The sequence below is a fragment of the Serratia sp. AKBS12 genome (assembly GCF_024793895.1).
Taxonomy (GTDB): domain Bacteria; phylum Pseudomonadota; class Gammaproteobacteria; order Enterobacterales; family Enterobacteriaceae; genus Serratia_F.
On the sequence record NZ_JANUSB010000007.1, the window covers coordinates 342,895 to 355,228 of the forward strand.

At 55.0% G+C, this 12,334-nt stretch carries 10 protein-coding genes and 1 rRNA gene; 8 read left to right on the forward strand and 3 right to left on the reverse strand.

Annotated features, from left to right (window positions below; all coding sequences use genetic code 11):
- Positions 1 to 29: 29 nt before the first annotated feature.
- Positions 30 to 518, reverse strand: coding sequence for a transcription/translation regulatory transformer protein RfaH (rfaH, locus tag NYE85_RS06175; RefSeq protein WP_259003751.1), 489 nt, complete (start codon positions 516 to 518; stop codon positions 30 to 32).
- Between the two features lie 243 nt (positions 519 to 761).
- Here rfaH and pepE point away from each other — a divergent pair, with 243 nt between their 5' ends.
- From pepE to fre, 3 genes are all read left to right on the forward strand, one after another.
- Positions 762 to 1,487: a dipeptidase PepE gene (gene pepE, locus NYE85_RS06180; RefSeq protein WP_259003752.1), complete on the forward strand. Its 726-nt coding sequence runs from the start codon at positions 762 to 764 to the stop codon at positions 1,485 to 1,487.
- 89 nt (positions 1,488 to 1,576) lie between these two features.
- On the forward strand, positions 1,577 to 3,073 hold the full coding sequence (gene ubiD, locus NYE85_RS06185; RefSeq protein WP_259003753.1) for a 4-hydroxy-3-polyprenylbenzoate decarboxylase: 1,497 nt from the start codon (positions 1,577 to 1,579) through the stop codon (positions 3,071 to 3,073).
- Between the two features lie 172 nt (positions 3,074 to 3,245).
- Complete coding sequence (gene fre, locus NYE85_RS06190) at positions 3,246 to 3,947, forward strand: NAD(P)H-flavin reductase (RefSeq protein ID WP_259003754.1); 702 nt, start codon at positions 3,246 to 3,248, stop codon at positions 3,945 to 3,947.
- Between the two features lie 164 nt (positions 3,948 to 4,111).
- On the opposite strand, the gene fadA is transcribed toward fre, so the two are convergent.
- Both fadA and fadB read right to left on the reverse strand, forming a co-directional pair.
- Complete coding sequence (gene fadA, locus NYE85_RS06195) at positions 4,112 to 5,275, reverse strand: acetyl-CoA C-acyltransferase FadA (protein ID WP_259003755.1); 1,164 nt, start codon at positions 5,273 to 5,275, stop codon at positions 4,112 to 4,114.
- Between the two features lie 10 nt (positions 5,276 to 5,285).
- Entirely contained in the window at positions 5,286 to 7,475 is a 2,190-nt protein-coding gene (gene fadB, locus NYE85_RS06200; protein ID WP_259003756.1) for a fatty acid oxidation complex subunit alpha FadB, read from the reverse strand.
- A 300-nt stretch (positions 7,476 to 7,775) separates the two neighbouring features.
- Between fadB and pepQ the strand changes: the two genes are divergently transcribed.
- From pepQ to NYE85_RS06225, 5 genes are all read left to right on the forward strand, one after another.
- Entirely contained in the window at positions 7,776 to 9,107 is a 1,332-nt protein-coding gene (gene pepQ / locus NYE85_RS06205; protein ID WP_259003757.1) for a Xaa-Pro dipeptidase, read from the forward strand.
- Complete coding sequence (locus NYE85_RS06210) at positions 9,107 to 9,721, forward strand: IMPACT family protein (RefSeq protein WP_259003758.1); 615 nt, start codon at positions 9,107 to 9,109, stop codon at positions 9,719 to 9,721. Before pepQ ends, NYE85_RS06210 begins: the two co-directional genes overlap by 1 nt.
- A gap of 34 nt (positions 9,722 to 9,755) precedes the next feature.
- Complete coding sequence (gene trkH / locus NYE85_RS06215) at positions 9,756 to 11,207, forward strand: Trk system potassium transporter TrkH (protein WP_259003759.1); 1,452 nt, start codon at positions 9,756 to 9,758, stop codon at positions 11,205 to 11,207.
- A gap of 19 nt (positions 11,208 to 11,226) precedes the next feature.
- Complete coding sequence (gene hemG, locus NYE85_RS06220) at positions 11,227 to 11,760, forward strand: menaquinone-dependent protoporphyrinogen IX dehydrogenase (RefSeq protein WP_259003760.1); 534 nt, start codon at positions 11,227 to 11,229, stop codon at positions 11,758 to 11,760.
- 405 nt (positions 11,761 to 12,165) lie between these two features.
- Positions 12,166 to 12,334, forward strand: a 16S ribosomal RNA gene (locus NYE85_RS06225); the annotation flags it as partial.

Sequence of the window (12,334 nt, forward strand, 5' to 3'; positions counted from 1 at the left end):
CTATCGGGCATGAACCACGCCCGATACGTTTACAGTTTTTCGAACTGGCGATTATCCAGGCTTTGTGTGACCTGCTTATTGATCAGGTTAAGCAGTAGCATCGAGCGAGCTTCACCGTCGGGTTCGGTGTAAATCGCTTGCAGGCCTTCGAACACGCCGTCGGTAATCAGCACGGTATCGCCTGGCTGTGGCGTTTCCGGATCGACATAGCTATTGCTGGTATGCGCTCGCAGTTCTTCTATCACCTTGAGTGGGATCATCGTCGGCAGCGAGCCGAAACGCACAAAGTGGCTGACGCCGCGAGTGGCGCTGATAGTGGTGGTATGGATGCGCTCAGGGTCAAATTCCACAAACAGGTAATTGGGGAACAGGGGCTCGCTGACCGCGGTACGTTTGCCGCGCACGATTTTTTCCAGCGTTATGATTGGGCTTAGGCAGTTCACCGCCTGCCGTTCCAAATGTTCCTGCGCCCGCAACAGCTGGCCGCGTTTGCAATACAATAGATACCAAGATTCCATAATTTCACATGCCTTTCTGTCAGCAGGTAAGCATAACAAAAGCTATTACGGATACCTAGTGAAGCGAAGTAGCGCGCTATGCGTGTCTATCTGTTTGAATCGGCAGCTTTTGCGCCTTGTCACACTCTTTGCCAATCTGCTCGGGTATAACAGGGGGCTAAAAATTTGTTACCGTGACAGTATGGCAAGCTGGCGCTGTTGCCTATGTGACGCTATTCATCATTTTACGACCGAGGGAGAAGAATGGAGCTATTTCTGCTGAGTAACGGCAAACTTTCAGGTGAATCCGAGCTGTTGGGGTATGCCAGGCCTCAGTTGCGGGCGATGATTGAGCGCCGCAACATCACTTCAGCGCTGTTGATTCCCTACGCGCTTATCCGCAGTGATTACGATCAAAGGGCTGAGGAATTGGCGCAAACGCTGGGCATTACGGTCAGCAGCATTCATCACGCGGCGTCACCGGCAGCGGCTATCGAACAGGCTGAATGCATTCTGATCAGCGGCGGTAATACCTGGATGCTGAACCAGCAACTGCATGAGCAGGGGCTGATCGTGCCTATCCAGCGTGCGGTACGTGAGCGCAATGTGCCCTATGTCGGCTGGAGCGCTGGTTGTAATGTGGCGACGCCAAGTATTCGTACCACCAATGATATGCCGGTGCGCAACAGCGTGGTGCTGCCGGCGCTGGGACTGTTTCCGCTGCAAATCAACCCGCACTATATTGACGCGCATATCAGCGGTCATATGGGAGAAACGCGTGATGAACGTTTGGCGGAGTTCTGTGCGGTGAATCCGAGTGAGTCGGTGGTGGCGTTGCGTGAGGGCAGTTTGCTGCGAGTCAGCGGCAACGATCTGCATTATTTCAGCGCGCGCGAGCAGGGGTTCAAAGTTTTCCGCCATGGGCAGGAGCCGCAGGAATATCACGATACGCTGGCATTGCGCCCGCTGGTGTCGTTTGATTGTCACTGACAGAGTGTTGAAGCATCGCCCTTTGTTTAACAAAATTGCAGCAACAACCGTGAAGAGGGCTTATAATGCCCTCCTCACTGGCCGTTATAATGATCAGCATGAAATACCGTGACTTACGCGATTTCCTCTCGTTGCTGGAAAAGAGAGGGGAACTAAAACGCATCAGCCAGCCGATCGATCCCTATCTGGAAATGACAGAAATTGCCGATCGTACGCTGCGTGCGGGCGGCCCGGCGCTGCTGTTTGAAAACCCGAAAGGTTACGACATGCCGGTGCTGTGCAATCTGTTCGGCACCGCCAATCGCGTGGCGATGGGCATGGGCCAGGAAGACGTCAGCGCACTGCGTGACGTGGGCAAGTTACTGGCTTTCCTGAAAGAGCCAGAGCCACCGAAAGGCTTCCGCGATCTGTTCGACAAGATGCCGAAGTTTAAACAAGTGCTGAATATGCCGACCAAAGTGTTGGGTTCCGCACCCTGTCAGGAACAGGTGTGGCAAGGAGACGACGTCGATCTCGGCCGCATTCCGGTGATGCACTGCTGGCCGGAAGACGCCGCGCCGCTCATCACCTGGGGTCTGACCGTTACTCGCGGCCCGCACAAGGAACGCCAAAACCTTGGCATCTATCGTCAGCAGGTGCTGGGCAAGAACAAGGTCATCATGCGCTGGCTGTCGCATCGCGGCGGCGCGTTGGATTATCTGGAATGGTGTCAGGCGCATCCCGGTGAGCGTTTCCCGGTGGCAGTGGCGCTGGGAGCCGATCCGGCCACCATTCTTGGTGCGGTGACGCCGGTGCCGGACAACCTGTCCGAATACGCCTTCGCCGGGCTGCTGCGCGGTAACAAGACCGAGGTGGTCAAGTGCATCTCCAATGATCTCGAAGTCCCTGCCAGTGCGGAAATCGTGCTGGAAGGCTATATCGAGCCGGGCGAGATGGCGCCTGAAGGCCCGTACGGCGACCATACCGGCTACTACAACGAAATTGACCATTTCCCGGTGTTCACCGTCACTCATATCACCCAACGCCGTGATGCTATTTATCATTCGACTTACACTGGTCGTCCACCGGACGAGCCGGCGGTAATGGGGGTGGCGCTGAACGAAGTGTTCGTGCCTATCCTGCAAAAGCAGTTCCCTGAAATCGTCGACTTCTATTTGCCGCCGGAAGGCTGTTCATACCGCCTGGCAGTGGTGACCATCAAGAAACAGTATCCCGGTCACGCCAAACGCGTGATGATGGGGGTCTGGTCGTTCCTGCGTCAGTTTATGTATACCAAGTTTGTCATCATCTGCGACGACGACGTCAATGCGCGTGACTGGAATGACGTGATTTGGGCGATCACCACACGGATGGATCCGGCAAGGGATACCGTGATGGTGGAGAATACGCCAATCGATTATCTGGACTTCGCCTCACCGGTTTCCGGGCTGGGGTCGAAGATGGGGCTGGATGCCACCAATAAATGGCCGGGTGAAACCCAGCGTGAGTGGGGCCGTCCGATCCAGATGGATGAAAAGGTGCGTGCGCGCGTCGATCAAATCTGGGACGAGCTCGCCATTTTCAGTGACAGAGAACCGACATTATAATCTAGCCAACGTAATTGGAGTGGCATTGCGGCGGTAACGCAACTCTTTCCTGACCGCTTGCTCAGTAGGCGGCTGGAGTTGCGGGCAAGCCAACCAGGATGCGGCTGCAACTATGTTGGAGATGTCAGGCTTTGTTCTCAGTTTTGCATAGATGACCCGACAGAGGGAACGCATGACAATATTGAGCTGTACAGTGACCTCGGTAGAGGCCATTACCGATACCGTTTATCGGGTACGTCTGGTGCCGGAAGCGCCGTTTTCATTCAAGGCAGGACAATATCTGATGGTGGTGATGGACGAGCGTGACAAGCGTCCGTTTTCGCTGGCCTCAACTCCGATGCAGCAGGATTATATCGAGCTGCACATCGGCGCATCAGAACTGAATCTTTATGCCATGGCGGTGATGGATCGCATCCTGAAAGAGCAGGCGATTAGCGTGGACATTCCGCACGGCGATGCCTGGCTGCGCGAAGACGGCAGCCGTCCTCTGGTGTTGATTGCCGGCGGTACCGGTTTTTCCTATGCGCGTTCGATTTTGCTAACCGCGCTGGAACAGCAGCCCAATCGCGAGGTTTCCATCTATTGGGGAGGGCGCGAACTGAAGCACCTGTACGATCTGAGCGAACTGGAAGCGCTGTCGTTGCGACACCCCAATCTGAACGTTATCCCGGTGGTCGAACAGCCGGAAGTCGAGTGGCGTGGCCGCAGCGGTACCGTGCTGAGTGCGGTATTACAGGATTTCGGTTCGCTGGCGGAGCATGATATTTATATTGCCGGTCGGTTTGAAATGGCGAAGATTGCCCGTGAACGTTTTTGTGCTGAACGCGGTGCACAAGAAGCGCGTATGTTCGGCGATGCTTTTTCGTTTATCTGATCGACGTGCAATGTATCAGCAGGGTGGCCCGGTGCCGCCCTATTTTTTTGCCTGCGGCAAACGGCAGGCATAAAAAAACCCGCCCCTGACAGGCGGGAAGTACGGCAACAAAACGTGCGCGACGACCCGGCATTGGCTGCCGGGATGGTCGAAGATAGACACAGCTAGACGCGTTCAAATACCGTGGCGATCCCCTGGCCCAGGCCGATGCACATGGTCGCCAGACCAAACTGCACGTCCCGGCGCTCCATCAGGTTCAGCAGGGTGGTGGAAATGCGCGATCCGGAGCAGCCCAATGGGTGACCGAGGGCGATGGCGCCGCCGTTCAGATTGACCTTGTCGTCGAGACTGTCCAGCAGTCCCAGATCCTTGATACAGGGTAATGACTGAGCGGCAAAGGCTTCGTTCAGTTCGAACAGCCCAATGTCCTGTACGTTCAGACCGGCCCGCTTTAGCGCCAGTTTGCTGGCAGGTACCGGGCCGTAACCCATGATGGACGGATCGCAGCCGACCACCGCCATCGAGCGGATACGTGCCCGTGCTTTCAGGCCGAGCGCGTTGGCGCGTGATTCGCTCATTAACAGCATGGCGGATGCACCGTCGGACAAGGCTGACGACGTACCGGCGGTAACCGTACCGTTGACCGGATCAAAGGCCGGGCGCAGCGCGGACAGGCTTTCGACGGTCGTTTCGGGGCGGATCACTTCGTCATAGTCATAGCGGGTCAGCACACCATCGGCATCGTGACCGGTGGTGGCGATGATTTCCGCCTTAAAGTAACCGGACTGGGTTGCCGCATAGGCGCGCTGATGCGAACGGGCGGCAAACTCATCCTGCATTTGACGGCTGATATTATGCATCTTGGCCAGCATTTCGGCGGTCAGCCCCATCATGCCGGCGGCTTTCGCTACCGAACGGCTCAGTCCAGGGTGAAAATCCACGCCGTGGTTCATCGGCACGTGGCCCATGTGTTCCACGCCGCCAATCAGGCTGACATGCGCGTCGCCGACCATAATGGCACGTGCGGCATCATGCAGCGCCTGCATGGAGGAACCGCACAGGCGGTTGACCGTTACCGCCGGCACGGTATGTGGGATTTCTGCCAGTAATGCGGCGTTACGGGCAATGTTGAATCCCTGTTCCAGGGTTTGCTGTACGCAGCCCCAATAAATGTCATCAATGGCCGTGGCGTCCAGCGCCGGGTTGCGGCTCAGCACGGCACGCATCAGGTGGGCAGACAGATCTTCTGCGCGAACCTGCCGGAAAGCCCCGCCTTTGGAACGGCCCATCGGCGTGCGAACGGCATCAACAATCACTACATTTTCCATCTTTACGACCTCATGCCGGTTGGCCAGTGGCGACATCGGTGAGTGGTTCTGCCACCGGGTAGTAGCTTTCATTACGTTCGGCTTTGGCGCGCAAGCCAGCCGGGACTTCATACAGTGCGCCCAGATGGGCGTAACGTTGCGCCATATCCAGGTAATTGGCGCTGCCTAGGGTATCCAGATAGCGGAAGACGCCGCCGTGGAACGGCGGGAAGCCGATGCCATATACCAGCGCCATATCCGCTTCGGCCGGGCTGGCGACGATGCCTTCCTCAAGGCAGCGCACCACTTCGTTGATCATCGGGATCATCATGCGGGCAATGATTTCTTCGCCGCTGATGTTCTGATGCGGCTGGCTGACCTCGGCCAGCAATACATCCGTTTGCTCGTCGTTGTCTTTACGTGGCTTGCCTTTGTTGTCCTGACTGTACCGGTAGAAGCCCAACTGGTTTTTCTGGCCGAAACGCTGATTGTCGAACATGACGTCCACCGCGTCGCGGTAGTTTTTCGACATACGTTCCGGGAATCCGGCGGCCATCACCGCCTGGGCATGATGCGCGGTATCGATACCCACCACGTCAAGCAGATACGCCGGGCCCATTGGCCAACCGAACTGCTTCTCCATCACTTTATCAACCGTGCGGAAGTCCGCACCGTCACGCAGCAGCAGGCTAAAGCCGGCAAAGTATGGGAATAGCACGCGGTTAACAAAGAATCCTGGGCAGTCGTTAACCACAATCGGCGTTTTGCCCATGCGCGAAGCGTAAGACACCACCGCAGCGATGGTGCTGTCGCTGGTGTGCTCGCCGCGAATGATTTCGACCAATGGCATGCGATGCACCGGGTTAAAGAAATGCATACCGCAGAAGTTCTGCGGTCGCTTGAGCGATTTGGCCAATTCGTTAATCGGAATGGTTGAGGTATTGGAGGCCAGCACGGTCTGTTCGCCAATCAGGCCTTCCACTTCTGACAGCACGGCAGCCTTGACCTTCGGGTTTTCTACCACGGCTTCGACAATCACCTGCGCCCGCTCGATCCCGGCATAGTCCAGCGTCGGCTGAATGGTCGCCAGTACGCCGGCCATCTTCATGCCGTCCAGCTTGCCGCGTTCCAGCTGTTTGTTCAGCAGCTTGGCCGCTTCGCTCATGCCGAGCGTCAATGATTTCTCATTAATATCCTTCATGATCACCGGCACGCCTTTCAGCGCGGACTGATAGGCAATGCCACCGCCCATGATACCGGCGCCAAGTACTGCTGCCTGCTTCGGTGCTTCCTGTTTGTTGGCCAGTTTTTTCGCCTGGCTTTTAATGAACTGATCGTTCAGGAAGATGCCAACCAGTGCGCGTGCCTCGTTGGATCGCGCCAATGGCACAAAGCTGGCGGTTTCCAGTTTCAGTGCCTCGTTGCGCCCCATCCTGGCTGCGGCTTCGATGGTTTTTACCGCAGTCATTGGTGCGGGATAATGCTTGCCGGCGGTTTGCAGCACCATACCCTTGGCGGTGGTGAAACTCATCGCGGCTTCTATTGGACTCAATTTCAACGGCTCAAGTTTAGGTCGGCGGTAGGCACGCCAGTCGAGCTGACCGTCTATCGCCTGTTGCAACATCTTCAGCGCCGCGTCTGCCAGTTTATCAGGTGCGACGACGGCATCCACCAGGCCGACTTTCAGCGCATCTTTGGCGCTGATGTCTTTACCGGCGGCAATAATTTCCAGCGCACTGTCATTACCCAGCAGTCGTGGCAGGCGCACGGAGCCGCCAAAGCCCGGCATGATGCCCAGCCGGGTTTCCGGCAGGCCGATGCGCGCATCTGGCGACGCTACGCGGAAATCCGTCGCCAATACGCATTCGCAGCCACCGCCCAGCGCATAGCCATTGATGGCCGAAATGGTCGGTACCGGCAAATCTTCCAGACGGTTAAAGATGGCGTTGGCAAAATTCAGCCATTGCTCCAGCTTTTCTGCCGGTGCGGCAAACAGTGACAGGAATTCGGTGATGTCGGCACCAACAATAAATGCGGCTTTATTGGAGCGCAGCAGCAGACCTTTCAGCGCCGTTTGCTTTTCCAGCACCGCGAGCGCTTCGCCCAGCGCCGCCACGGTGCGGGTGTCCAGTTTGTTGACTGAACCGGGGGCATCGAACACCAGCTCGGCGATGCCGTTATCGAGCCAGTGCAGTTGTAAGGTTTCGCCTTGGTAGAGCATGTCTATCTCCTGAATCAGCGCATGTGATCTGGTATGACCAGATGAGGCTGAGTGTGGTTTTTATGTTAACAATATGCAAATGGAACATTGCGTTTTTGCAGCGTCGATCACAGCCGGTTAAATTAAATTACTGATTTATATGTTTATTAGATTTCATTCGTTTGGCAGGTTTACCCGTGGGTTTCACCACGGTTAGGTTAGTTTGCGAAGCGTTTCGCATGCCTGACGGGGGAGGGTTGGAGCGCAGAATCAGTGTGTTAAGATGGCGCATTCCGATCTCGAGGGCATAAGGGTACTGTGATGGAAACGCTGGCTTCTTTGTATAATGACCACCTGGCTGAACTGCAACGACGCGCGCAGGAACTGTTGGCGCGTAATAATCTGGATGCGTTGCTGATTCATTCCGGCGAACTGCAACGGGTATTTCAAGATGACCATCATTACCCGTTTAAAGTTAATGCACATTTCAAGGCCTGGGTACCGGTAACCTCAGTGCCGAACTGTTGGTTGTGGGTCGACGGCGTCAACAGACCGAAGCTGTGGTTCTATTCGCCAGTAGATTACTGGCATAGCGTAGAAGCGCTGCCAGACAGTTTCTGGACCAAGGCGATCGAACTGATGCCGTTGGCCAATGCCAATGATATTGCTCAACTGCTGCCACCACAGCGTGAGAGGGTGGGGTACATTGGTTATGCGCCGCAACGTGCACGAGATTTGGGCATCAGCGCAGAGAACATCAATCCGCAGGCGGTATTGAATTACCTCGATTTTCACCGTTCGATCAAAACCGGTTATGAGCAGGCATGCATGCGTGAAGCGCAGAAGACTGCGGTAATGGGTCACCGTGCGGCGCATGAAGCATTTCTCTCCGGCATGAGCGAATTTGACATCAATCTGGCCTATCTGACCGCTACGGGGCATCGCGATACCGATGTGCCTTACGACAATATTGTTGCGCTCAATGAACATGCTTCCGTACTGCACTATACCAAGCTGGATCACCAGCCTCCGGCCGAGATGCGCAGTTTCCTGATCGACGCCGGTGCCGAATACAATGGCTATGCGGCCGATTTGACGCGTACTTATGCGGCGCAGAGCGGCAGTGATTTTGCCCAGTTGGTAAAAGATCTCAACGACGAGCAACTGGCGTTGATTGAAACCCTCAAACCCGGCGTGCGTTACACGGACTATCATGTGCAGATGCATCAGCGTATTGCCAAGCTTTTGAAGAAGCACCAACTGGTGAATGACATCAGTGAAGAGGCTATGGTGGAGCATGGTATTACCTGCCCATTCCTACCGCATGGTCTGGGTCATCCACTGGGTTTGCAGGTGCATGACGCCGCAGGCTTTATGCAGGATGAAAACGGCACACATCTGGCTGCGCCGAGCAAGTATCCCTTCCTGCGTTGTACGCGTGTACTGCAACCGGGCATGGTGTTGACCATCGAACCGGGGTTGTACTTTATTGAATCGCTGTTGGCACCGTGGCGCGGCGGTGAATTCGGCAAGCACTTTGCCTGGGAACGTATCGAAGCGCTGAAGCCTTACGGCGGCATTCGTATTGAAGACAACATCATCATTCACGAAAAACGCGTAGAAAACATGACGCGCGATCTTAATCTGGCCTGATGCACGCTTACCCGATCCCTGCGGCCGTCATCAGTGTGAATGAAGAAATAAAAAAGAGCCGCTTCATTACCTTTTTGGCGCCGACCTGTGGAATAGATGCGGCTAAGGCATTTATTCAACAGGTCCGGGAAGAACATCCCACGGCCCGGCATCATTGCTGGGCTTTTGTTGCCGGTGCGCCGACTGATTCGCAGCAATTGGGTTTTTCCGATGATGGCGAGCCGTCCGGTACGGCTGGCAAACCCATCCTGGCCCAACTGATGGGTAGCGGTATTGGCGAAGTCACCGCGGTAGTGGTGCGCTATTACGGTGGTATCAAACTGGGTACCGGCGGTTTGGTTAAAGCCTATGGCAATGGCGTGCAGCAGGCGTTGAAGCAACTGACGTTGATCAGCAAAGTACCGCAGTTGGAATATACTTTGCTGTGTGACTATGGGCAGTTGGCGCTGGTTGAAAATTTGTTGCAGCAAATGGAAGGGCAGATTGTGCACGGGGAGTATGGCGCGCAGGTATCGTTGCGCCTGGCGTTGCCGGCAACCGGCGTCGAGGCGTTCGGCAATAAATTACGTGATCTGAGTCGCGGTAATTTGCAATTAGCCCCTATTTCGCAATAATCCCCCCAACTGAATTGCTAAGGATCGTGCTGAAATGCATTTTCGCGCCATAACCCGTATCGTTGGTTTGCTGGTCATCTTATTCTCGGGGACGATGTTTATCCCTGGTTTGGTGGCGTTGATTTACCGTGACGGGGCCGGGCGGGCGTTTACACAGACCTTCTTTGTGGCGGTGACCATCGGGCTGATGCTCTGGTGGCCAAACCGGAAACAGAAAAACGAATTGAAACCCCGCGAGGGTTTTTTAATTGTCGTCCTGTTCTGGACGGTGCTGGGTAGCGTAGGGGCATTGCCTTTCCTGTTTTCCGAACGGCCCAACCTTTCCCTTACCGATGCTTTCTTCGAGTCATTCTCCGGCTTGACCACCACCGGCGCGACTACCTTGGTCGGCCTGGATTCTTTGCCAAAGGCGATTTTATTTTATCGTCAGATGCTGCAATGGATGGGGGGGATGGGGATCATCGTGCTGGCCGTGGCCATTTTGCCGATTCTCGGCGTCGGTGGCATGCAGCTTTACCGGGCCGAAATGCCCGGCCCGTTGAAAGACAACAAGATGCGGCCACGTATTGCCGAAACGGCGAAGACCTTGTGGCTGATTTACGTACTGTTGACCATCGCTTGCGCTTTGGCATTGTGGGGCGCGGGCATGTCGGTATTCGACGCGATCGGCCACAGTTTTTCGACCATCGCCATTGGCGGGTTTTCCACCCATGACGCCAGCATCGGTTATTACGCCAGTCCTACCATCAATACCATTATTGCGGTGTTCCTGCTGATATCAGGATGTAACTACGGTTTGCACTTTGCCTTGTTGAGTGGCCGAAACCTAAAGGTTTACTGGCGCGACCCGGAGTTTCGCATGTTCATTTTTGTGCAGCTCACGCTGGTGGTGGTTTGCACGGTGATACTCTGGTGGCATGGTGTTTATCAATCTGGGCTGGAAACCGTCAATCAGGCTTTCTTCCAGGTGGTATCAATGGCAACCACGGCCGGCTTCACTACCGACAGTATCGCCAAGTGGCCGCTGTTTTTGCCGATGTTGTTGCTGTGCTCGGCCTTCATCGGCGGCTGTGCCGGTTCGACCGGCGGCGGTCTGAAAGTGATCCGTATTTTGCTGCTGTATCTGCAAGGGTCGCGTGAACTGAAAAGGCTGGTGCACCCCAATGCTGTCTACACGATCAAACTTGGCAACCGCGCACTGCCGGAGCGTATCCTGGAAGCCGTATGGGGCTTTTTCTCGGCTTATGCTCTGGTGTTTATCATCAGTATGCTGGCGATCATCGCCACCGGTGTAGATGACTTCTCGGCGTTTGCCGCCGTGACTGCAACATTGAACAACCTGGGACCGGGACTGGGGGTGGTTGCGGATAACTTCACCACCATGCCACCGCCGGCAAAATGGATACTCGTATTGACCATGCTATTCGGCCGACTGGAGGTATTCACTCTGCTCGTTCTGTTTACGCCTACGTTCTGGCGTGAATGATCCTATAAGGGGTAACGCCATGAAGGCACTGATTCTGTATTCGAGTCGCGATGGACAAACACGCGCTATTGCTTCTTATATAGCAAGCCAACTGCAGGATACGCTCAGCTGTGACGTGATAGATTTGCTGCAGGCCGATAATGTCGATCTTGATCAGTATCAACGCATCATGATCGGTGCATCTATTCGTTACGGTCATTTCCATCCGGCGTTGGATAAGTTTGTTAAAAGTCACGCCGCGCGCTTGAACCAACTGCCGAGCGCTTTTTTCTCGGTGAACCTGACGGCGCGGAAACCGGAAAAGCGTTCACCGCAGACTAATGGCTATACGCGCAAGTTCCTGCTTGCTTCGCCGTGGCAGCCTACGCAGTGTGCGGTGTTCGCCGGCGCATTGCGTTATCCGCGCTACCGCTGGTTTGACCGCATCATGATTCAATTTATTATGCGCATGACCGGCGGGGAAACGGATAGCAGTAAAGAAGTGGAATACACAAATTGGCAGGAAGTAGACCGCTTTGCCCAGGAATTCCGCCAGCTGCCGTACGAAAAGTAACGAAAACGCTGCCTTGTGCAGCGTTTTGTCGAAAAAAGCCGCGCTTGAAAAGTTTTTTGAAATTAGGGGTTGCGGCCTTCTGAGAACTCCCTATAATGCGCCTCCACTGACCGGGAACAACGACTGCTTAAGCGCAGGACGCACCACCCAGTCAGTGAGACGAAAGCGAAATAAACGCTTGACTCTCAGGGCGAAAAGCGTAGTATACGCAGCCCGCGCCGATGAGTTTTATCTCCGGCGATGCTCTTTAACAATTTATCAGACAATCTGTGTGGGCACTCACAAGACGATATCCAGCTGCTTCGGCAGCAAAAAAATATCAAGTCTTGAAGAGTGACTACTGAAGTAAAATTCATTTAGTGAATCTTTGAGCACCGCTTCACGAGTTGAAGCAAATCAAGCTTTTAATTGAAGAGTTTGATCATGGCTCAGATTGAACGCTGGCGGCAGGCCTAACACATGCAAGTCGAGCGGTAGCACAGGAGAGCTTGCTCTCTGGGTGACGAGCGGCGGACGGGTGAGTAATGTCTGGGAAACTGCCCGATGGAGGGGGATAACCACTGGAAACGGTGGC

Excerpts from the sequence above, each read along its gene's own strand:
- ubiD (WP_259003753.1), top strand. The coding sequence starts at position 1,577 with ATGATCAGCATGAAATACCGTGACTTACGCGATTTCCTCTCGTTGCTG.
- fadB (WP_259003756.1), bottom strand. The coding sequence starts at position 7,475 with ATGCTCTACCAAGGCGAAACCTTACAACTGCACTGGCTCGATAACGGC.
- fre (WP_259003754.1), top strand. The coding sequence starts at position 3,246 with ATGACAATATTGAGCTGTACAGTGACCTCGGTAGAGGCCATTACCGAT.
- hemG (WP_259003760.1), top strand. The coding sequence starts at position 11,227 with ATGAAGGCACTGATTCTGTATTCGAGTCGCGATGGACAAACACGCGCT.
- trkH (WP_259003759.1), top strand. The coding sequence starts at position 9,756 with ATGCATTTTCGCGCCATAACCCGTATCGTTGGTTTGCTGGTCATCTTA.
- NYE85_RS06210 (WP_259003758.1), top strand. The coding sequence starts at position 9,107 with ATGCACGCTTACCCGATCCCTGCGGCCGTCATCAGTGTGAATGAAGAA.
- pepE (WP_259003752.1), top strand. The coding sequence starts at position 762 with ATGGAGCTATTTCTGCTGAGTAACGGCAAACTTTCAGGTGAATCCGAG.
- pepQ (WP_259003757.1), top strand. The coding sequence starts at position 7,776 with ATGGAAACGCTGGCTTCTTTGTATAATGACCACCTGGCTGAACTGCAA.
- fadA (WP_259003755.1), bottom strand. The coding sequence starts at position 5,275 with ATGGAAAATGTAGTGATTGTTGATGCCGTTCGCACGCCGATGGGCCGT.
- rfaH (WP_259003751.1), bottom strand. The coding sequence starts at position 518 with ATGGAATCTTGGTATCTATTGTATTGCAAACGCGGCCAGCTGTTGCGG.